The 19,664-nt window shown below is 68.2% G+C and carries 16 protein-coding genes; 4 read left to right on the top strand and 12 right to left on the bottom strand.

Going from position 1 to position 19,664, the window contains the following annotated elements; all coding sequences use genetic code 11:
* Window positions 1-123: 123 nt before the first annotated feature.
* Window positions 124-555, bottom strand: a complete 432-nt coding sequence (mraZ, locus tag C5E10_RS07650; RefSeq protein ID WP_104241131.1) for a division/cell wall cluster transcriptional repressor MraZ — start codon at window positions 553-555, stop codon at window positions 124-126.
* A gap of 269 nt (window positions 556-824) precedes the next feature.
* Window positions 825-1,208 (bottom strand): DUF3040 domain-containing protein, encoded by a 384-nt coding sequence (locus C5E10_RS07645; protein ID WP_104331131.1) that lies wholly within the window; start codon window positions 1,206-1,208, stop codon window positions 825-827.
* Window positions 1,209-1,295: 87 nt separating this feature from the next.
* Here C5E10_RS07645 and C5E10_RS07640 point away from each other — a divergent pair, with 87 nt between their 5' ends.
* On the top strand, window positions 1,296-2,378 hold the full coding sequence (locus C5E10_RS07640; protein WP_104331130.1) for a polyprenyl synthetase family protein: 1,083 nt from the start codon (window positions 1,296-1,298) through the stop codon (window positions 2,376-2,378).
* 122 nt (window positions 2,379-2,500) lie between these two features.
* On the opposite strand, the gene C5E10_RS07635 is transcribed toward C5E10_RS07640, so the two are convergent.
* Entirely contained in the window at window positions 2,501-2,845 is a 345-nt protein-coding gene (locus C5E10_RS07635) for an Rv2175c family DNA-binding protein (RefSeq protein WP_104241128.1), read from the bottom strand.
* 134 nt (window positions 2,846-2,979) lie between these two features.
* Between C5E10_RS07635 and pknB the strand changes: the two genes are divergently transcribed.
* Window positions 2,980-4,995, top strand: a complete 2,016-nt coding sequence (pknB, locus tag C5E10_RS07630) for a Stk1 family PASTA domain-containing Ser/Thr kinase (RefSeq protein ID WP_104331129.1) — start codon at window positions 2,980-2,982, stop codon at window positions 4,993-4,995.
* A gap of 51 nt (window positions 4,996-5,046) precedes the next feature.
* Here pknB and C5E10_RS07625 read toward each other — a convergent pair whose 3' ends face one another.
* The 3 genes from C5E10_RS07625 to C5E10_RS07615 form a co-directional block, all read right to left on the bottom strand.
* Window positions 5,047-6,750, bottom strand: coding sequence for an acyltransferase (locus C5E10_RS07625; RefSeq protein ID WP_104331128.1), 1,704 nt, complete (start codon window positions 6,748-6,750; stop codon window positions 5,047-5,049).
* 162 nt (window positions 6,751-6,912) lie between these two features.
* Entirely contained in the window at window positions 6,913-8,298 is a 1,386-nt protein-coding gene (locus C5E10_RS07620; protein WP_104331127.1) for a class II 3-deoxy-7-phosphoheptulonate synthase, read from the bottom strand.
* Window positions 8,299-8,467: 169 nt separating this feature from the next.
* Window positions 8,468-9,187, bottom strand: a complete 720-nt coding sequence (locus C5E10_RS07615; RefSeq protein ID WP_104241124.1) for a 1-acyl-sn-glycerol-3-phosphate acyltransferase — start codon at window positions 9,185-9,187, stop codon at window positions 8,468-8,470.
* Between the two features lie 175 nt (window positions 9,188-9,362).
* On the opposite strand from C5E10_RS07615, the gene C5E10_RS07610 reads away from it, so the two are divergent.
* Window positions 9,363-11,183, top strand: a complete 1,821-nt coding sequence (locus C5E10_RS07610) for a long-chain fatty acid--CoA ligase (RefSeq protein WP_104331126.1) — start codon at window positions 9,363-9,365, stop codon at window positions 11,181-11,183.
* Between the two features lie 45 nt (window positions 11,184-11,228).
* On the opposite strand, the gene def is transcribed toward C5E10_RS07610, so the two are convergent.
* Genes def through C5E10_RS07595 form a run of 3 tightly spaced genes read right to left on the bottom strand, consistent with a single transcriptional unit; the run spans window position 11,229 to window position 16,598 of the window.
* A complete protein-coding gene (gene def / locus C5E10_RS07605; protein ID WP_104331125.1) occupies window positions 11,229-11,780 on the bottom strand; it encodes a peptide deformylase in 552 nt (183 codons plus the stop codon).
* A complete protein-coding gene (locus tag C5E10_RS07600) occupies window positions 11,777-13,183 on the bottom strand; it encodes a mycothione reductase (RefSeq protein ID WP_104331124.1) in 1,407 nt (468 codons plus the stop codon). Before C5E10_RS07600 ends, def begins: the two co-directional genes overlap by 4 nt.
* Window positions 13,176-16,598 carry a pyruvate carboxylase gene (locus C5E10_RS07595; protein ID WP_104331123.1) on the bottom strand — a complete coding sequence of 1,141 codons (3,423 nt, stop codon included), beginning with the start codon at window positions 16,596-16,598 and terminating at the stop codon, window positions 13,176-13,178. The genes C5E10_RS07600 and C5E10_RS07595 overlap by 8 nt, the downstream gene beginning before the upstream one ends.
* 77 nt (window positions 16,599-16,675) lie before the next feature.
* Between C5E10_RS07595 and C5E10_RS07590 the strand changes: the two genes are divergently transcribed.
* Window positions 16,676-17,542, top strand: a complete 867-nt coding sequence (locus tag C5E10_RS07590) for a ParA family protein (protein ID WP_104331122.1) — start codon at window positions 16,676-16,678, stop codon at window positions 17,540-17,542.
* Between the two features lie 47 nt (window positions 17,543-17,589).
* On the opposite strand, the gene C5E10_RS07585 is transcribed toward C5E10_RS07590, so the two are convergent.
* From C5E10_RS07585 to C5E10_RS07575, 3 genes are all read right to left on the bottom strand, one after another.
* Window positions 17,590-18,132 (bottom strand): MerR family transcriptional regulator, encoded by a 543-nt coding sequence (locus C5E10_RS07585; RefSeq protein ID WP_104241118.1) that lies wholly within the window; start codon window positions 18,130-18,132, stop codon window positions 17,590-17,592.
* 300 nt (window positions 18,133-18,432) lie between these two features.
* Entirely contained in the window at window positions 18,433-19,062 is a 630-nt protein-coding gene (locus tag C5E10_RS07580; protein WP_308471709.1) for a MerR family transcriptional regulator, read from the bottom strand.
* A 65-nt stretch (window positions 19,063-19,127) separates the two neighbouring features.
* Entirely contained in the window at window positions 19,128-19,628 is a 501-nt protein-coding gene (locus tag C5E10_RS07575; protein WP_068478243.1) for an FHA domain-containing protein, read from the bottom strand.
* Window positions 19,629-19,664 lie beyond the last annotated feature (36 nt).

Raw genomic sequence — 19,664 nt, 5'->3', positions numbered from 1 at the left:
AGCGAAGTGGAGATTCCGTCTGCCGCCGGGGAAGTGGCTTCAGATGGGGCTCCGCGGTGCTGCTGAGCTCTGCTGCGAGGGAAGGCGCTTCAGAGCGGAACGGCTGAGAATCGGCGGTCAGGGTCAGAAGAGTCCCGGGATCACCTCCTCCGCGGTCTCGGAGAAGGCGGCCTCGTTGGCCGCGACGTAGGTGTTCCAGGCCTCGGCATCCCAGATCTCGGCGCGGCTGCCAGCACCGATCACGGCGAGCTCGCGGTCGAGCCCTGCGTACTGCCTGAGCTGCTGCGGGATGGTCACGCGGTTCTGCCGGTCAGGCGTCTCCGCGTGGGCTCCGGAGAGCAGGAGACGCAGGTAGTCGCGGGCCTGCTTGCTGGTGACGGGGGCCTGGCGGATGCGGTTGTGGAGCTCCTCGAACTCGCTCGTGGAGAAGACGTAGACGCAGCGATCCTGCCCGCGAGTCAGCACGACACCCTCTTCGAGCTCGTCGCGGAACTTGGCCGGAAGGATGAGCCGGCCCTTCTCGTCGAGCTTGGGCGAGTACGTGCCAAGGAACATGCACGCCTCCCTCCCTGTCGCTGAATTCCCACAGGCTCCACTTTACTCCACAACGCACCACACATCTACGCAAACGCGCTCTTTTCCGCCTGTGAATGCAGAAGGAGGCCAGTAAATTACTGGCCTCTCAAGGGTGGAGGGAAGTGGAGTCGTTTTCGCCTCACGGCGGCACAAAAAATGGGACCGGCCAGGTGGCCGGTCCCGAGGTACGAAAGTGGGGTGGTGAGGGAAGGTGCGAGGTGGAGGGCGGTGGGGGAACTCCCCCGCCGCTACTCCCCCTGCTGCCGCTTGTCCCAGCGGTTGCCGAGCTTGTCCATGAAGGAACCGTCAGACGAATCGCCGCTCTTCGATGAGGGGCGACCGGTCGGCAGTGGATCGGATTGCGAAGCCCCGCCCTTCGGGACGGCGAACGCGTACACGACTCCCGCGAGCATCAGGACGAACCCGACGACACCCAGGACCGGGATGTTGGTAGCGACGCCGGCGACGACGACGCCGATGCCGACTGCGACGGAAAGGAACGCGACCACGACGGCTCGCGTGGTGACCGCAGCGCCGCTTCTCGGCGATGTGGACACCACGTCCGCATCGTTCTGGTAGAAGCTGCGCTCCATCTCATCAAGCAACCGCTGCTCTTGCTCAGATAGTGCCATGTTGACCTCGTGCTCAGGGGGCGATCGGAGCCCCGCTCCGAAGTATTGCGCCCATTGTAGGCGCGCGCACCTGGGTAGAGTGGTGTCGTGTCTGAGAGTTCTACGCTGTCCTCCAAAGTCCAGCGTCGTCTGGACGCCACAATTGCCGAGAATCTTCAGGTTCTGGGGCCGATCGGCGTCGATGTGCCCGCCTTCCTGGAGCAGGCCGGCGCCTTCACAACGGGCGGCAAGCGCCTCCGGGCCTCGTTCTGCGCCGCCGGGTACAGCAGCGCCGCCGGCACGCCCGAGCAGAGCGAGGCGGTGATCCTCGCTGCGGCCTCGATCGAGCTCTTCCACGCCGCAGCCCTGGTCCACGACGACATCATCGATCGCTCCGACACTCGCAGGGGCGCCCCTTCCACCCACCGCGCCTTCTCGAAGCACCACCGCGCCGCCGGCTGGGCCGGCGACGAGGAGCACTTCGGTCTCAGCGCCGCGATCCTGCTCGGCGACCTGTTGCTCGTCTGGAGCGACCAGCTCTTCGTGGAGGCCTGCGCCCTCGTGCCCCCCGCGGACGCCGTTCGCGCACGAGCCGAGTTCAGCAAGATGCGCAGCGAGGTGACCATCGGCCAGTACCTCGACCTCGTCGAGGAGGTCGCGTGGCCGGTCATCCCCATCGACGCGCGCGCGTCCCGGGCGACGACGATCGCGATCTCGAAGTCCGCCAGGTACAGCGTTGAGGAGCCTCTTGTGCTCGGAGCACTCCTCGGAGGTGCCTCCGATGACCTCGTGGAGCAGATTCGCGCGTTCGGACTTCCCCTCGGCCTCGCCTTCCAGCTTCGGGATGACGTCCTCGGCGTGTTCGGGGACGAGGCGGTCACCGGCAAGCCCAGCGGAGACGACCTCCGAGAGGGCAAGCGAACGCTCATGATCGCCGCAGCTCAGGAGCTCGCATCGCCTTCGGACTCGGCACGGCTCGACGAGCTCCTCGGAGACCAGAGGCTGGACGACTCGCAGATCGCCTGGATGCAGGCGCTCATCGCGGAGTCCGGCGGACTGCAGCGTGTGGAGGAGCTGATCACCTCCTCACTTGTCGAGGCGCTCGCCGGGCTGCAGAGCCTGGAGCTCGACCCCGGGTCGCGACAACTGCTCGAGCAGCTCGCGGAGCGCACGGCTCACCGGGAGCACTGACCAGCTGACAACCCGCTCGGTGACAGCAGCCGGTCGGCCGGCGGCGGCGAGACGCAGCAGCCGTCGAGCAGCACTGATCGAACAGCGCTGATCGAGCAGGGTGCTCGAGACGCGGTGACCGTCTAGATGGCGAGCAGCTGGACGGCGTGACGCACCTGCGTCTTGCGTCCCTGCACGAGCGCGTCGAGGGGCGCGACGCCGAGGGTCTCATCGACGCTCAGGAGCCACACCATCTGGTCGTGCGCACTGAGACCCGCGTCGCCGAGCAGGAAGAGCGTTCCCCGGAGGCCGGCCAGCGGCTCGCCGTCCTTGATGAACTCCTGCGGGATGCGCGGCTCTCGCTCGATGCGGAACGACAGCAGCTGTTTGTCCTCGATCAGGGTCGACACGCGCCCCGTCGAGACACCGAGCTCGGATGCTGCCTGGGGAATCGTGTACCACTCACGGGTACTGAAGACGTCGCTCACGCCTCACATGGTCGCAGACTCGGCGCATCGATGCGAGCCCGAGCGATTCCTCGGCGCCGTGCGGTGTTTCATCCGGGAGGCGCGTGCCTCGTCGGGCTATCCTGCACGACGTGAGTCCCGTTGGTCCCGACGACATGATCGGCCGTCTGATCGACGGCCGATATCAAGTGCGCTCTCTGATCGCCAAGGGCGGCATGGCTACGGTCTATGTCGCCACTGATCTGCGCCTCGAGCGCAGGGTCGCGATCAAGGTGATGCACGACCACCTCGCCGCCGACGAGCGCTTCCGCGAGCGGTTCATCCGCGAGGCGCGCTCCGCGGCGAAGATCACCCACCCCAACGTCGTGAACGTCTACGACCAGGGTGACGACGAGGTCTTCGCCTACATGGTGATGGAGTACATCCCGGGCATCACGCTCCGCGACCTGCTCCACGACCATCACCGGCTCACCCCGGAGCAGTCGATCGACGTCATGGATGCCGTGCTCGCGGGCCTGCAGGCGGCGCACAAGCTCGGCATCGTGCATCGCGACCTCAAGCCCGAGAACGTCCTGCTCGCCGACGACGGCCGCATCAAGCTCAGCGACTTCGGTCTTGCGCGTGCGGCGAGCGCGAACACGGCGACCGGGCAGGTCCTGCTCGGCACGATCGCCTACCTGAGTCCCGAGCTCGTGACCAAGGGCACGGCCGACGTGCGCAGCGACATCTACTCGCTGGGCATCATGCTCTTCGAGATGCTGACGGGCGAGCAGCCGTACCGCGGCGACCAGCCCGTCAACATCGCGTACCGCCACGCCAACGAGACGGTGCCCGCTCCCAGCGAGGTCAACGCCAGCGTGCCGCACGAGCTCGACGAGCTCGTCGCCTGGTCGACGGAACGCGATCCCGAGCTTCGTCCGGCGGACGCCGGCGTCATGCTCGAAGCGCTGCGGCGCGCGGAAGCGGAGCTCGGCCAGTCGGCTCGGCCTGTCGACCCGACGACCGTTCTGGCCACGGCGAGCCAGAGTGACGTCGAGGACACCGACCCGACGGAGCTCGCCCTCATCACGAGCCAGATGTCGTCCGCATCCTCCCCTCCCGAGTTCTCCGACGGACACGTCGAGCCCTTCCGACCCGGAGACTCCCCCACCGTGGTCGGGGCCCCGGTCTTCCCGGAGACGAGTGCAGCGGAGCTCGAGCCCTCGCTCCCTCAAGCGACCTCGACGGCCGAGCAGGGCGCCAGCAAGCGACGCACCCTCGGGGCGGTCATCGCCATCCTGGTCATCGCCCTCGTCGCGGCGGCCGGCGGCATCGGCTGGTGGTTCGGCCTCGGACCGGGGTCCTACAACACCGTCCCCGAGGCGGTCTCGCTGACGCAGGCGGACGCCGAGTCCGCGATCACCGCTGCCGGCTTCAGCGTCGGCGACGTCACGCAGGAGTTCTCGCTCGAGGTCGCTGCCGGCACCGTCATGGACATGGACCCGCAGGCCGGCACGTCGCTCGCACCCGAGACGCCGATCTCCCTCGTCGTCTCCGCCGGGCCGGAGATGCTCACGGTGCCGGCCCTCGAAGGACTGACCCTCGAAGCGGCGGAGTCCGCCATCACCGAGGCGGGCTTCACCTACGACCAGGCCACGACCCTGCGCCAGTTCTCAGACGAGGAAGCCGATGTCGTGATCGCGGCGACGGACACCACCGGCGCCCCACTTCCCTCCACGCTCGCAGAGGGCCAGCCGATCCGACTCGTCGCCTCGGCAGGAATCCTGCCGGACGTGGCAGGCGAGACGGAAGCGAACGCGACGAAGCTCATCGAGGAGGCAGGACTCGTCGTGAACGTGTCGAGCCGGGAGTTCTCGGCCTCTGTGGCCAGCGGCGTCGTCATCGCCTCCTCGACCACCACCGATCCGGTCGTTCCGGGCGACACCATCAACATCTCGGTCTCGAAGGGGCCAGCACCCGTCGTCCTCCCGAACGTCGTCGGAGCACCCATCGGCGAAGCCATCGCGACGCTCGAGGGACTCGGGCTGACGGTCGGCCACAACGTTCCTCCCGGCATCGTCAACGACCCGAACCCGGTCATCAAGTTCGTCGTCTCGACGCAGTCGCCCGCAGCGGGCGTCGAGGTGCCTGCCGGGTCGAATGTCACGCTGACGGCCACCGCGACGCTGTAGGCGCTCTGGCCGCTGGGGCGTTGCCCGGGCTTTCTTCTCCGCGACCGAGCGCTATGAGCGTGACGCCGGCCGAAGTGCCGCGATGGGCTCAGGACGATGCACCCCGCGCATGCGGTAGCCCAGCGAACCCGATGCTTCAAGCAGGTCCGCGAGCAGCCAGATGATGCTCAGCCACATCTCGGTCCCCTGCAACCCTGGTTCGCCGTCCTCCCCCGAGGATCGGGGCGCGAACGCCATCCCCTCGCCGGGAGCCCACTGGCCGAGCGTCTGTTCGAGCGCCCCGCGCGCCCACTCCGCGATCTCCCCGCGGCGGTGCGGGGTCTGCTGCGAAGCGAGCCAGAGCGGATGCGCGATATCGAGCACGTTGCACGCCGTCCAGCCGGCTGGCGTGGAGAGGTGAGGGTCCGCGGCGTGCAGCAGGACGGTGTCGATCGTCGCGACCGGATACGGCAGCGGCAGTCCGAACTGCGCGAAGAGTCCGCGGGTGAGCCGGTAGAAGCCATTCACGGCCTGTAGCCGTGGCGACTCCGAGCCGGGCAGCTCCTCCCCCCACAGGCCTGTTCGCGGGTCCGCTCGTGCGACCGCCCAGCCGAGCAAGGTGAGGAGAGGCCCGTCTCCGCCGTCGTCGAAGGCGTCGGAATGATCCAGCATGTTCGCCGCACACGCCGTCGCGACCGCGTCGACCGCGGCACCGGAGCCCCAGGCGCCAGCCGCCCAGTCGCGGGCGTCGAGGGTCGCCGTCAGGTCCGATCCCGTGAGCCCGTGCACAGCACTGGTCGGGTGGGGCATCCGCCCGCCCAGCAGTCGCACGGCGTAGCTGACACTGAGGACGTGGTAGCTCGCCGGCCCGTCGAACACCGAAAGCGGCTCCGATGGCTGCCGATCGGGCCACGTCGGCGCTCGCTCGAGGCCGGCGTCCGAGAGATCGCCGTCGGCGACCAGCCCCGTCGCAGGATCCTGCCTCGCCGTCAGCCGCCGGAGCAGGTCCGCGGCGGCGAAGCCCGGCGGCGGCGCGTCCAGCAGCAGGTCGGCGAGCTCGACCGCGTCGGCCCATGGGCGCAGGGTGGGCACCGCAGCCGTGCCCGGGCGATCGACGAAGCGGCCGCCCTCGAAGCACCGCTCGAGCACTGCCGGGATCTCAGCCCGAGCCGTGTCCCCGAAGCGTCGGAGCGCCTCCCCGAGCCCGGCCTGGCGGACCGGCGCCCGGCGGTCGCGCAGGACACGCGCCGGATTGCCTGCCACGATCGCGTGGTCGGGGACACTCTTCGTGACCACCGAACCGGCGCCGATGACGACGTGGTCGCCGACCACCACCCCGTCGAGGATCGTCACCTGCGAGCCGATCCAGACATCGTCTCCGAGGACGATCCCTCGACTCGAGAGCCCCTGGGTGAAGACCGGAGCGTCCGGCTCCATCACGTGGTTGAAGCCGAGGATCGAGGTGTGTGCGCCGATTCGGACGCCGTCGCCCATCTGCACGTCGCCGCGGACCACGGCGAACGGGTTGACGGAGCAGTCCGCGCCGATCGCGACGTTGTCGGTGACGTAGGCGTTGGCGGCGATATAGCTGCGGTCGCCGATCGACAGCCGGTCGCAGAAGAAGGCGGCACTCGCCGAGACGAACACCCGGTCGCCGATCGCGGCACCCGACGCCACCAATTCGCCCAGCCGCTCAGCCTGGGCGGCTCCGTCGGCGGAGTGGGGATCGTACTCCCACGGGAGGAAATCGACTCTGCGTACGCCGTCAGCCGTCATGCGCTCATCTTTTCACGGGCGACGCGACGACGGAGTTCAGGCTTCGTGCTCCCACACTCTGACAGAGGCCTCCTGGTGATGGCAGAGCTCACAGCTCAACCACCCCAGGAGGCCTCGTCACACGACCGGAAGCGCCGCCAAGCGGGTCACGGCCGAGTCGCTCTAGTGCTTGCCCGCGCGCAGCTCCTCAGCCACGAGGAAGGCGAGCTCGAGCGACTGCATGTGGTTGAGTCGCGGGTCGCACAGCGACTCGTAGCGCGTCTCGAGGGTCTTCTCGTCGATGTGCTCGGAACCGCCGAGGCACTCGGTGACATCGTCGCCCGTCAGCTCGACGTGGATGCCGCCCGGGTGCGTCCCGGCGGCGCGGTGCGCCTCGAAGAAGCCCTTGACCTCGTCGACGACGTCGTCGAAGCGACGCGTCTTGTAGCCGTTCGGAGTCGTGATCCCGTTTCCGTGCATCGGGTCGGTGATCCACAGCGGCTGCGCATCGCTGCTCTTGATCGCCTCGAGCAGGGGTGGAAGCGCGTCGCGGATCTTGCCTGCGCCCATGCGGGTGATGAACGTGAGGCGACCAGGTTCCCGGTTCGGGTCGATCTTGTCGATGAGCCGCAGCATGGTCTCGGGTGTCGTCGATGGCCCGAGCTTCACGCCGATGGGGTTCTTCACACGGCTGAAGAAGTCGACGTGCGCCTCGTCCAGGTCGCGCGTGCGCTCCCCGATCCAGATGAAGTGGCCGGACGTGTCGTACGGCAGACCGGTGCGGGAGTCGATGCGGGTCATGGGTCGCTCGTAGTCCATGAGGAGCCCCTCATGGCCGACGAAGAATTCGACGTCACGGAGCGCGTAGAAGTCAGCTCCGGCGGCCGCCATGAAGCGCACGGCACGATCGATCTCAGCTGCCAGCTGCTCGTAGCGCGCGTTGGCGGGATTCGCGGCGAAGCCCTGGTTCCAGGAGTGCACCTCGCGGAGGTCGGCGAAGCCGCCCGTCGTGAAGGCCCGGACGAGGTTCAGCGTGGAAGCGGCCGTGTGGTAGCCGCGGAGCATGCGCTCCGGATCCGGGGTCCGGCCCTCCTCGGTGAAATCGAAGTCGTTGACGATGTCTCCGCGGTACGCGGGCAGCGTCACGTCGCCGCGCGTCTCGTTGTCGCTCGACCTGGGCTTCGCGAACTGACCTGCCATGCGGCCCATCTTGACGACCGGCATCGACGCGCCGTACGTCAGCACGACGGCCATCTGCAGGATCGTGCGCACGCGCGCACGGATCTTGTCTGCCGTCGCGCCCGCGAAGGTCTCGGCGCAGTCGCCACCCTGCAGGACGAACGCCTGCCCGGCAGCGGCCGTCGCGATACGGTCGCGAAGGCGGTCGACCTCGCCGGCGAAGACGAGTGGCGGCAGCGACGCGAGCTCACCTGAGACGCTCGCGACCTTGGTCGCGTCGCCCCACTGCGGCTGCTGCCGGATCGGCAGCTCGCGCCAGGCGTCGAGCCCCTCGAGCACGCCGGGGGGCGTCGGGATCGACTCTGTGTGGGTGGAGGTGAATTGGCTCATGCTCGCTTCTCTGATCTCGTGTCTCTGATCTCATGCTGGCAGCTTGTGCGCTGCAGCGCTGGTGTGTTGCTGGATCTCACGCCGAACGGCCCCGACGATACTCGGGGCCGCGGCGCTCTGCTCTGTTGATCGCTCAGGGCTTCTCGAACGCTCAGACCTGCTGGGCGATTCAGTGCTTCTGTGCGGCGGCGAGCGCCTTGGCCTCTGCGTCCATCTTGGTTCGGATGGACGAGGCATAGATGTCGCGATAGTCCTGGTTGCTGAGGGCGTGCAGCTCGCTCATGATCTCGTCCGTGATGGAGCGGAGCACGAAGCGGTCGGCGGCCATGCCCTCGTACCGCGTGAAGGTGAGCGGCTCGCCGAAGACCATGCCGACCTTGCGGAGACGAGGAACCTTCGCTCCGATGGGCAGGACGCGCTCCGTGTCGACCATGACCACGGGGACGACCGTGACGGGCTTGTCCGCCTGCATGATCATGCGCGCGATTCCCGTGCGCCCGCGGAACATCCGTGCGTCGGGGCTGCGAGTGCCTTCCGGATAGATGCCGAGCACCTTGCCCTCGCCGAGTACGCGCAGGCCCGTCTGCAGGGACGCCTCGCTCGCTGCTCCGCCGCCCCGGTCGATCGGGAGCATGCCCGTCGACTTGAAGAACTGCGCCGTCAGATAGCCCTTGATCCCCGTGCCGGTGAAGTACTCCTTCTTCGCGAGGAAGTAGACGCGGCGGTCGATCGACAACGGCATGAAGAACGAGTCGATGACCGACAAGTGGTTCGACGCCAGAATCACCGGCCCCTTCGCCGGTATGTTCTCGACGCCGCGCACCCAAGGGCGGAAGGTTCCGCGCACCAAGGGACCTGCGAAGAGATGCTTGAGCACCCAATACAACATGCGTGGCCTCCCGATAGGCGATGGCACATCAGTGTACTCGGGACATGCCCGGCCCCGTTGCGCCGCTCCCCGTTTCCGAAACGGTAGGGTTGGGAGCCACGGAACGTGAAGTCGAATCGGTCCGGACGATGGGCGTTCAGGCGGCTCACGGCCAGGACCACACTCAGGAGTTGCAATGAAGCTATCCGAGACCCCCGCCGTCGTCAGCCCCGAGCCGAGCTGGAACACCACAGATCTGCTCGAGTACCGACTTCGAGAATCGCCGGATCTCGCCCTCTTCGCCCTGCCAGAAGGCAGCACCTGGCGCGACGTGCCGGTCAAGGAGTTCCACGCGAAGGTGCACACCCTCGCCAAGGGCTTCGTCGCCGCTGGCGTCGAGCCCGGGGAGCGCATCGCGTTCGTCGCGAAGACGAACTACGAGTGGACGCTGGTCGACTTCGCGCTCTGGTATGCCGGCGCGGTGATGGTGCCGGTCTACGAGACCAGCTCGTCAGCGCAGATCGAGTGGATGCTCGAGGACTCGGAGGCCGTCGGCATCATCTCCGAGCTCCCAGAGCACGACGACAAGCTCGACGAGATCTCGGACACCGTCTCCGGGCTGCGCGTGCGCTACGCGCTGCATGCCGGGGCGATCGAGGAGCTCATCCGCCTCGGGGCCGGCGTCGAGGACGCGGAGATCGAGCGTCGTCGCGGGATCGCCAACGGCGCTGACATCGCGACGCTCATCTACACCTCGGGATCGACGGGACGCCCCAAGGGGTGTGTCATCACGCACTCGAACTTCGTCGAGCTGTGCCGCAACGTGAAGGACCCGCTTGGCGCGCTCATCTACCCCGGCGCATCCACGGTGCTCTTCATCACGCTCGCGCATGTCTTCGCCCGCTTCATCTCGGTCCTCTGCATCTACGGCGGGGTCAAGGTGGGGCACCAGCACGACACCTCGAAGCTCGTGGAGTCGCTCGGCACCTTCCACCCGACCTTCCTCCTCGCGGTGCCCCGCGTGTTCGAGAAGGTCTACAACTCGGCGGAGCAGAAGGCGGAGACCGGCGGCCGAGGCAAGATCTTCCGCAAGGCGGCAGACGTCGCGGTCCGCTACTCGGAATCGCAGGACGCGGGCCGGACGCCGCTTGTCCTCGGCCTCCAGTACAAGCTGTTCGACAAGCTCGTCTACTCGAAGCTGCGCGAGGTCATGGGCGGCCGGGTCAAGCACGCCGTCTCGGGTTCCGCGCCACTCGGCGCGCGTCTCGGCCACTTCTACCGGGCCATCGGCGTGAACATCCTCGAGGGCTACGGCCTCACCGAGACCACGGCTCCCGCGTCCGTGAACCTGGCGGAGAAGTCGAAGATCGGTACCGTCGGCCCGGCACTGCCGGGCGTCGCCGTGCGCACCGATGACAGCGGCGAACTCCAGGTCAAGGGCATCAACGTGTTCCGCGAGTACTGGAAGAACCCCGAGGCCACGGCCGCGGCCTTCGACGGCGAATGGTTCAAGACGGGAGATCTCGGCTCGATCGACGACGACGGCTACATCACCGTCACCGGGCGCATCAAGGAGATCATCGTGACCTCCGGCGGGAAGAACGTCTCCCCCGCAGCGCTCGAGGACCCGATCCGAGCCAACCCGCTCGTCGGCCAGATCGTCGTCGTCGGAGACCAGCGCCCGTTCATCTCCGCGCTCGTCACGCTCGACCCCGAGATGCTGAGGACCTGGCTCTCCAACAACGGCGAGGACCCGAGCATCTCGGTCGCGCAGGCCGCTGAGCACCCGAAGGTGCTGGCCGAGATCCAGCATGCTGTCGACCTCGCGAACACGCGCGTCTCCCGGGCCGAGTCGATCCGCAAGTTCGTCGTGCTCGACGGCGAGTTCACGGAAGCCGACGGCACGCTCACGCCGAAGATGTCGATCAAGCGCCATGTGATCCTCGAGAAGTACCGGGGAATCATCGAGGGCATCTACAACGCCGCACCGGCGACGCAGGGCATCACGCTCAAGTAGCGCCGAGCGCCGGACCCTCGCGGCCAGCGCCCAAGGCCAGTATCGTCAGCGCGACGTGCGGCCGAAGGCGCTGGCCTTCGCGGATCCAGCAGCAACGGTCGCTGGTGCGAACCACTCGCTGCCCCGGATCTCCCGCATGGCCTCCTTGCGGTGCTCTGGAGCGAGCGTGTCGATGTACACGACCCCCTTGAGGTGGTCGGTCTCGTGCTGCAGCATCTGAGCCATGAGGCCGGAGCCCTCGAGGACAACGGGCTCGCCGTCCAGGTCGATTCCGGTGACCCGAGCGTGCTCGTACCGTGGCGTCTTGTTCCAGAGGCCCGGGACGGACAGGCACCCCTCGTCGATCTCCTCGACGTCTCCCCAGGTGCTCTCGAGGACCGGGTTGAGCACGTAGCCGGTCCGCCCGTCGATGTTGTACGAGAACGCGGCGAGCCCGACCCCGATCTGCGGAGCGGCCACCCCGGCACGGCCGTCGAGTGCCGTCGTGTCGAGCAGGTCGGTGACAAGACTGCGGATGCGGTCGTCGACGACAGTGATCTGCTCGGCGGGCGTGCGCAGCACCGGGTCTCCGTAGAAGCGGATGGGGCGAACGGTCACAGTTCCTCCTCAGCGCGCAGCAGCGCGTTCTCGACCACCTCGCTAGCCGCGGGGTGGGGCCAGTACTGGCCGCGCGCGAGGCCCCGGATGGAGTGCCCGAAGCTCGCCGCGAGGACGAGGGGCTGGAGCAGGACCGCCGCGTCTGGGCCCACGATGTGCGCCCCGAGGATGGTCGCGCTTCCACGCGCTATGACGAGTTTACAGAAGCTGCGCTGGTCTTCGAGCGCCCACCCCCATGCGGTGGACCCGTACTCGTGCACGACCTCGAAGGCGTCGTAGCCGAGCTGCTCGGCCCGTTCGAGGGTTGCCCCGAAGCTCGCGATCTGCGGCTCGGTGAACACCACGTCCGGGACCGGGCCGAGGGTGTTCTTCATGAGGCGACGACCGGGCTCGACGGCGATGTTGTGGGCGACGACCCGCGCCTCGTGGTTGGCGACGTGCTTGAGCTGGTGCTCGGAGTCGATGTCGCCGAGGGCGAAGACGCCAGGCACCTGGTGGCCGTCGCGCAGGACGCGCTGGTAGGCATCCACGCGCAGACGACCGTCGTCGTGGTGGTCGAAGCCGACCTCGAAGGTGCCGAGCGTGTCGGTGTTCGGGATGCGCCCGATCGCGACGAGCACAGCGTCGACCTCGATGCGCTCTCCCGAGTCGGTCGTGAGCGTCGCGACACCGCCGTCGTCGGAGAAGCCGACGACGGAGGTGCTGGTCTCGAGGCGCCAGCGCTCCCGTGCCGCGTCCGCGAAGGTCTCGGCGACGTCGGCATCGAGCGAGGAGAGCACGCGCCCGCGAACCAGCTGCGTCACCTCGGAGCCGAAGGCGCTGAAGACGTGCGCGAACTCAGACGCGATCGAGCCGCCGCCGATGATCGCCAGGCGGCGAGGCGCGTCATCGATGCGCATGATCGTGTCGGAGGTGTGCACAAGCGGCGAACTGAGCGGAACGACGTCATGGTGGCGCGCGCGACTTCCCGCGGCGATCACCAGCGTGTCGGCGGTGAGGCGTCTGCCGGATGCCGTGAGCACCTCGCGGTCGCCGAGCATCTCGACTCGCTCTCGGACGAGCGTGACCCGAGGGTTGCCGCTCTCCCGGTAGCGCTCTCCGCTGTCGCTGATGTGGTCGATGCGCCCGAACACGCGGTCCCGCACCTCCGGCCACGACGGGCGCAGCCGGACGTCGTGGATGCCGAGGCGGTCGGCGTCGCGCGCGACACGCACGATGTCCGCCACGTGGACGAACATCTTCGTCGGGATGCAGCCGACGTTGAGGCAGGTTCCTCCGAAGTGCGGACCGTCGTCGATGATCGCGGTTTTCGGCCCGCTCTCGTCGCCTGGGGGGAGGGAGTTCCCCGAGCCTGCGCCGATGATGATGAGGCCGAAGTGCTCGGCGTCGGTGCGCTCAGGCATCGGCGCTCTCGGCACCCGGACGCACGACGACGAGGAGGTCCCCGTTGCCGACCTCGAGCGGTGAGGTGATCGCGAGGCGTTCGACGACTCCCGCGACGGGTGCGGTGATCCCGGCCTCCATCTTCATCGCCTCGATCGTCGCGACGGTCTGCCCCTGGGCGACGCGTTCGCCGACGTCCACGCGCAGCGTGACGACGCCGGAGAACGGCGCTGCCACGTGGCCGGGATTTCCGCTGTCGGCCTTCTCGCGTTCGATCGTGTCGACCTTGATGCTGCGGTCGCGCACGAAGACGGGCCGCAGCTGGCCGTTCAGGGTGGCCATCACGGTGCGCATGCCGTCCGCATCCGGTTCGCCGATGGCCTCGAGCCCGACGAAGAGCTGCACGCCCTTGCCGATGTGGATGACGTGCTCCTCGCCAGGTTCGAGCCCGTACAGGTAGTCGAGGGTGTCGAGCACGGACAGGTCGCCGAAGAGGCGGACCGTGTCCTCGTAGCTCGCGGTCGGCTGCGGGAACAGGAGCCTGTTGAGGGTGCGCCTGCGCTCGAGGCTGTCGCCGGCGAGGCCGGCTTCGTCGGCCGCGGAGAGCGGCGTGATCTCGATCTTCACGTCGCGACCCTCGAGCACCTTGCTGCGGAAGGGTTCCGGCCATCCGTTGGGCAGCTCGCCGAGTTCGCCCGCCATGAAGCCGATGACCGAGTCCGGGATGTCGAACTTGCCCGGGTTCTCGGCGAAGTCGGCCGGGTCTGCGCCTACCGCGACGAGGTGCAGGGCGAGGTCTCCGACGACCTTCGATGAGGGCGTCACCTTGGGGATGCGGCCGAGGATCTTGTCGGCCGCGTCGTACATGTCCTCGATGCGCTCGAACTGGTCCGCGAGTCCGAGTGCGATGGCCTGCTGGCGGAGGTTCGACAGCTGACCGCCCGGGATCTCGTGCTTGTACACGCGACCGGTCGGGCCGGGGAGACCCGACTCGAAGGGGCGGTAGACGAGGCGGACTGCCTCCCAGTAGGGCTCGAGATCCGTGACGTTCGTGAGGCTGATGCCGGTGTCCCGCTCCGTGTGCTCGAGCGATGCCACCAGTGCCGAGAGACTCGCCTGGCTGGTCGTACCAGACATCGGAGCGCTGGCAACGTCGACGGCGTCGACGCCCGCCTCGCTTGCCGCCAGGAGCGTCGCCAGCTGTCCACCAGCGGTGTCGTGCGTGTGCAGGTGGACGGGCAGGTCGAAGCGCTCGCGCAGAGCCTTGACGAGGATCGAAGCCGCCTGCGGGCGCAGGAGTCCCGCCATGTCCTTGATCGCGATGATGTGCGCGCCCGCTTCCACGATCTGCTCCGCGAGGCGCAGGTAGTAGTCGAGCGTGTAGAACGGCTCAGCGGGGTCGGCGAGGTTGCCGGTGTAGCAGAGAGCGACCTCGGCGACGGCGGTGCCGGTCTCGAGCACCGCGTCGATGGCGGGCTTCATCTGCGACACGTCGTTCAGCGCGTCGAAGATGCGGAAGATGTCGACGCCCGTCGCGGTCGCCTCGTGCACGAACGCCTTGGTCACGGCCTCGGGGTACGGCGTGTAGCCGACGGTGTTCCGCCCGCGCAGCAGCATCTGCAGCGGGATGTTCGGGACAGCCTCGCGAAGGCTCGCGAGGCGCTCCCAGGGCTCCTCCCCGAGGAAGCGGAGCGCGACGTCGTACGTCGCCCCTCCCCAGGCTTCGATGGAGAGCAGCTCAGGCGTGAGCCGCGCGAGGTAGGGGGCGGCGGTGACGAGATCTCGCGTGCGGACGCGCGTCGCGAGGAGCGATTGGTGCGCGTCGCGGAACGTGGTGTCGGTCACGGCGAGTCGCCGCTCCGAACGCAGCTGCGCCGCGAAGGCCGTCGGCCCGAGCTCGAGCAGCTCCTGTCGGCGCCCGCCGGGCAGCGGGAGGGCGGTGTCGAGCTCAGGGAGCTTCGAGCGGGGCTCGACGGAGGTCGGCCGAGCGCCGTGCGGGGCGTTGACCGTGACGTCGGCGAGCCAGTTGACGATCTTGGTCCCCCGGTCGCCGGGCCGGCGGTACTCGAGCAGCCCGGGACGCTTCTCGATGAAGTCGGTCGCGACGTCGCCACGCTGGAAGTCGGGGTCGTCGAGCACGCCGAGGAGGAAGGGGATGTTCGTCGCGACGCCGCGGATGCGGAACTCGGAGAGCGCTCGACGGGCCCGCCGGACGGCTGCGGGGAAGTCGCGTCCGCGAGCCGTGAGCTTCATGAGCATGGAGTCGAAGTGCGGCAGGACCTCCGCGCCCGTTGCGATGGTGCCGCCGTCGATGCGGATGCCGGAGCCGCCCGCGGAGCGGTACGTCGTGATGACGCCGGTGTCTGGACGGAAGCCCTGGGAGGGGTCCTCGGTCGTGATGCGGCACTGCAGCGCGAAGCCGTGGAGTTCCAGCTGGTGCTGCTGGAGGCCCATGTCGTCGAGGCGCTCGCCCGAGGCCACGCGCATCTGCGCCTGGACGAGGTCGACGTCCGTGACCTCTTCCGTCACGGTGTGCTCGACCTGGATGCGAGGGTTCATCTCGATGAAGACGTGCTGACCTGCGCGCGGCCCGGCTGTGTCCAGGAGGAACTCCACGGTGCCGGCGTTGACGTAGTCGATGGACTTCGCGAAGGCGACGGCATCCGCGTAGAGCTTGTCCCTGACCTCCTGCGGGAGGTTGGGAGCGGGAGCGATCTCGACGACCTTCTGGTGTCGCCGCTGGACGCTGCAGTCGCGCTCGAACAGGTGCACGACGTTGCCGTGCTCATCGGCGAGGATCTGCACCTCGATGTGGCGAGGTCGGAGCACCGCCTGCTCCACGAACATCGTCGGGTCGCCGAAGGCGCTCTCTGCCTCCTTCATTGCGGACTCGAGGGCCTCGCGAAGGTCCTCGGGGCGCTCGACGCGACGCATGCCGCGCCCGCCGCCTCCTGCGACGGCCTTCGCGAAGATCGGGAAGCCGATCTCGTCGGCGGCAGCGCAGAGCTCGTCGAGATCCGTCGAGGGCTGGCTCGAGGCGAGCACCGGCACGCCGGCGGCGATGGCCTGGTTCTTCGCCGTGACCTTGTTGCCCGCGGACTCGAGGACACGCGGCGGCGGACCGATGAACGCGATGCCGGCCTCCTGGGCAGCGCGCGCGAGTTCCGGGTTCTCACTCAGGAAGCCGTAGCCCGGGTAGATGGCGTCAGCCCCCGACTCCTTCGCGACGCGGAGGATCTCGGCGACATCGAGGTAGGCGCGCACCGGCTGGCCGACGGTGCCGATCTGGTACGCCTCGTCAGCTTTCAGGCGGTGCAGGGAGTTGCGGTCCTCGTACGGGTACACCGCGACCGTCCGCGCTCCGAGCTCGACTGCGGCGCGGAATGCGCGGATCGCGATCTCGCCTCGATTCGCGACCAGGATCTTCTTGAACACCGGTGTTCCACCTTCCGACAACACGACAGGGGCAAGCAGCAACGTGACCTCAAGCCTAGTGAATGTAGCCTGGGCTGGTGTTCGTCCTCAGCATCAGTTCCCTCAAGGGCGGCGTCGGCAAGACCACGGTGACCCTTGGCCTCGCTTCCGCCGCCTGGGCCCGCGGGCTCAGAACCCTCGTCGTCGACCTGGATCCCCAGTCCGACGTCTCCACAGGGCTCGATGCCCGCGCGCAGGATGGCGCCACGATCTCCGACGTCCTCCGCTCACCGAAGCCCAGCACGGTCCGCGCCGCGATCGCGCGCTCGGCCTGGGGCGAAGGCAGCCGCGGTGTCATCGACCTCATGGTGGGCAGCCCGGCAGCGCTGAGCTTCGATACCCCGAATCCCTCGATCCGAGAGATCTGGCGCCTCGAGGAGGCACTTGCCGTCGTCGAGGAGGACTACGACCTCGTCCTCATCGACTGCCCACCCTCGCTCAACGCGCTCACGCGCACGGCCTGGGCCGCCTCTGACCGTGTCGCGGTCGTCACCGAGCCCGGTCTCTTCTCGGTCGCCGCCGCCGACCGCGCGCTCCGGGCCGTCGACGAGATCAGGCGCGAGCTGTCGCCGCGGCTCCAGCCGCTCGGCATCATCGTCAACCGTGCGAAGCACCAGTCCCTCGAGCACCAGTTCCGTCTCGGTGAGCTCCGGGACATGTTCGGCCCCCTCGTGCTCTCCCCCGCGCTCCCGGAGCGCACCTCCCTGCAGCAGGCGCAGGGGGCGGCCAAGCCCGTGCACCTCTGGCCGGGAAGCTCAGCCGAGGAGATGGCGTCGAACTTCGACAAGCTGCTCGACCGCATCATGCGGGCCGGCCGGCTCGGCACCTATGCGGAAGCCCCCGCCACCGGCGACGACGAAGCCCCGGTGACGCGAGGGCGTCAACGGGGCAGGTCGAACAACTAGCGAGCTTCCGAGAACCGAGGGCCTCGGCAGCGGGGCCGCCTGCGGGTTCAGCTCGCGCGGCTGGCGCGGCGAGCTGCGAGTTCGTCGACTGGGTCGAGCGTCTGCTGCTCGAAGTCGACGAGGGTCGACTCGACCTCGCGGAGCACCTGGCCGACGAAAATGCCGAACACGCCCTGCCCGCGGTGCACGAGGTCGATGACCTGGTCGTTCGAGGTGCACAGGTAGACGCTTGCGCCGTCTGACATGAGCGTCGTCTGCGCGAGGTCGACGACGCCGGTCTCGGCGAGCTGGTCGACCGCCGTGCGGATCTGCTGGAGCGAGATGCCCGTCTCGAGCAGTCGCTTCACGAGCTTGAGGACGAGGATGTCGCGGAACGAGTAGAGACGCTGCGAGCCTGAGCCCTTCGCCCCGCGAACCGTCGGCTCGACCAGGCCGGTGCGAGCCCAGTAGTCGAGCTGCCGGTAGGTGATGCCCGCGGCACGCGCGGCAACAGCGCCACGGTACCCGGAGCCCGGATCGAGGTCCGGAATGCCGTCGGTGAAGACCAACTCGCCGCCGGTTGGCGCGTCGCCCTGTCCCTGCTCGCTCATGCCTGCACCTTTCACACGTTTTCGACCAACTCAGCGCCCCGTACTCCTGGAGCAAGCCCTGCGCTCCGGGGAGCCGATGCGCCCTGGGGAAGCCTTGTACCACAAGGGAACTTGAGGTAAGTCCCGAGCCGTCTGGGTCGATTCTATTGGAGTGCATGCCGCTCGGCTACTTCCGAACGACAACGATGTGATCCTGACCCGACTTGCCCCGGATTTCAGGCATCCTCGGCAGGCCTGCGGCGTGTCGTGGCACGAGGTGGCCGCCCCCGAATCCACTTCACGTTCAAGTGGAGGATGAACCTACCTGCGACCGCGAACCGCTTGGCGGATGAGGGACCGGCGAACTGACCCGAGGTGCTCGGCGAGCTCGTTGGCGCGCTCGACGGCCTCGCCGTGCGAGCGTGCTCGCCGGGTGTTCGTCGAGAGTGCTTGCTCGATGAGCCCGTACTCGTGATGTGCGGCAGCGCGGAATGGGCGCAGGTGGCGGGGCTCGATGCCCACTCGCTCGAGCTCCACGAGCGTGCTCAGCATGGTGAGCTCGTCTTCCTGGTACCGACTCGCCGCCGGGATGAGTCCGGCGCTCACGGCCTGCTCGAGCAGGGCGGGCTTGGCTCCAGAGCGCTCGAGCAGCTGCGCGCGATCGAGGACGGTGCCCGCGGCGAGCATGGTCTGCCGCTGCGGTGCCCGCGATCCCGGGAGCTCAGGCTCGAGGCCCCGATCGAGGTCGTCGAAGTACTCGGCGATCACCTTGAGCGGCAGGTAGAGGTCGCGCTGCATGGTGAGCACCTCGCGCAGGCGAGCGACGTCGGCTGCGGAGAACTTGCGATACCCCTTCGGCGTTCGCTCGGGGTGCACGAGGCCCTTGTCCTCGAGGAAGCGGAGCTTGGAGGGGCTCAGCTCAGGGAACTCGACGTTCAGCCGCTGCAGCACCTGACCGATGCTGAGCGTCCGACCTGGTCCCCGCGCAGAAGCCGCCGCCGCCATAGCGGCCACGATCAGTTCCCGGCAGACGCGGAAGTCAGGCTGGTGTCAAGCGGGGAGCTGTAGAAAGTGAGGCGGAATTTGCCGACCTGCACTTCGCCGCCGTTGGTGAGGACCGCGGAGTTGATGCGCTCGCCGTTGTAGTACGTGCCGTTGAGCGAACCGAGATCGCGCATGTGGAACTCGCGGCCGTGCCGAGTGAACTCGGCGTGACGTCGGGACACGGTGACGTCGTCGAGGAAGATCTCCGCGTTCGGGTGCCTGCCGGCGACCTGGAGGTCGGTGTCGAGCAGGAACCGGGCTCCCACGTTGGAACCGCGACGGACGATCAGGAGCGCGGACCCGGAGGGAAGCGCACTTATCGACTCCATCTCCTCCTTCGACACACCACCTGCGATGAGCGCAGCGAGCTGCGCGCTGAAATCGCCGGTGAACGACATCGTCGAAGACTGTGTCTGCTCATCGACGACGCCGTCGCCTTCAGGGGTCCGCGCCTCAGCGTCAGAACCAGCCATATTTGCCTCCTCGAGTCGATGCTCAAGCGTAGCGGA

It is taken from the genome of Pseudoclavibacter sp. RFBG4, assembly GCF_002931515.1.
Lineage (GTDB): Bacteria > Actinomycetota > Actinomycetes > Actinomycetales > Microbacteriaceae > Pseudoclavibacter.
This window is presented reverse-complemented; position numbering and strand designations above follow the sequence as displayed.

Bases quoted from the DNA above. Each gene is read 5' to 3' on its own strand.
- C5E10_RS07615 (WP_104241124.1), bottom strand. From the start codon at position 9,187: ATGTTGTATTGGGTGCTCAAGCATCTCTTCGCAGGTCCCTTGGTGCGC.
- C5E10_RS07610 (WP_104331126.1), top strand. From the start codon at position 9,363: ATGAAGCTATCCGAGACCCCCGCCGTCGTCAGCCCCGAGCCGAGCTGG.
- C5E10_RS07620 (WP_104331127.1), bottom strand. From the start codon at position 8,298: ATGAGCCAATTCACCTCCACCCACACAGAGTCGATCCCGACGCCCCCC.
- C5E10_RS07575 (WP_068478243.1), bottom strand. From the start codon at position 19,628: ATGGCTGGTTCTGACGCTGAGGCGCGGACCCCTGAAGGCGACGGCGTC.
- mraZ (WP_104241131.1), bottom strand. From the start codon at position 555: ATGTTCCTTGGCACGTACTCGCCCAAGCTCGACGAGAAGGGCCGGCTC.
- C5E10_RS07625 (WP_104331128.1), bottom strand. From the start codon at position 6,750: ATGACGGCTGACGGCGTACGCAGAGTCGATTTCCTCCCGTGGGAGTAC.
- C5E10_RS07600 (WP_104331124.1), bottom strand. From the start codon at position 13,183: ATGCCTGAGCGCACCGACGCCGAGCACTTCGGCCTCATCATCATCGGC.
- C5E10_RS07645 (WP_104331131.1), bottom strand. From the start codon at position 1,208: ATGGCACTATCTGAGCAAGAGCAGCGGTTGCTTGATGAGATGGAGCGC.
- pknB (WP_104331129.1), top strand. From the start codon at position 2,980: ATGATCGGCCGTCTGATCGACGGCCGATATCAAGTGCGCTCTCTGATC.
- C5E10_RS07585 (WP_104241118.1), bottom strand. From the start codon at position 18,132: ATGAGCGAGCAGGGACAGGGCGACGCGCCAACCGGCGGCGAGTTGGTC.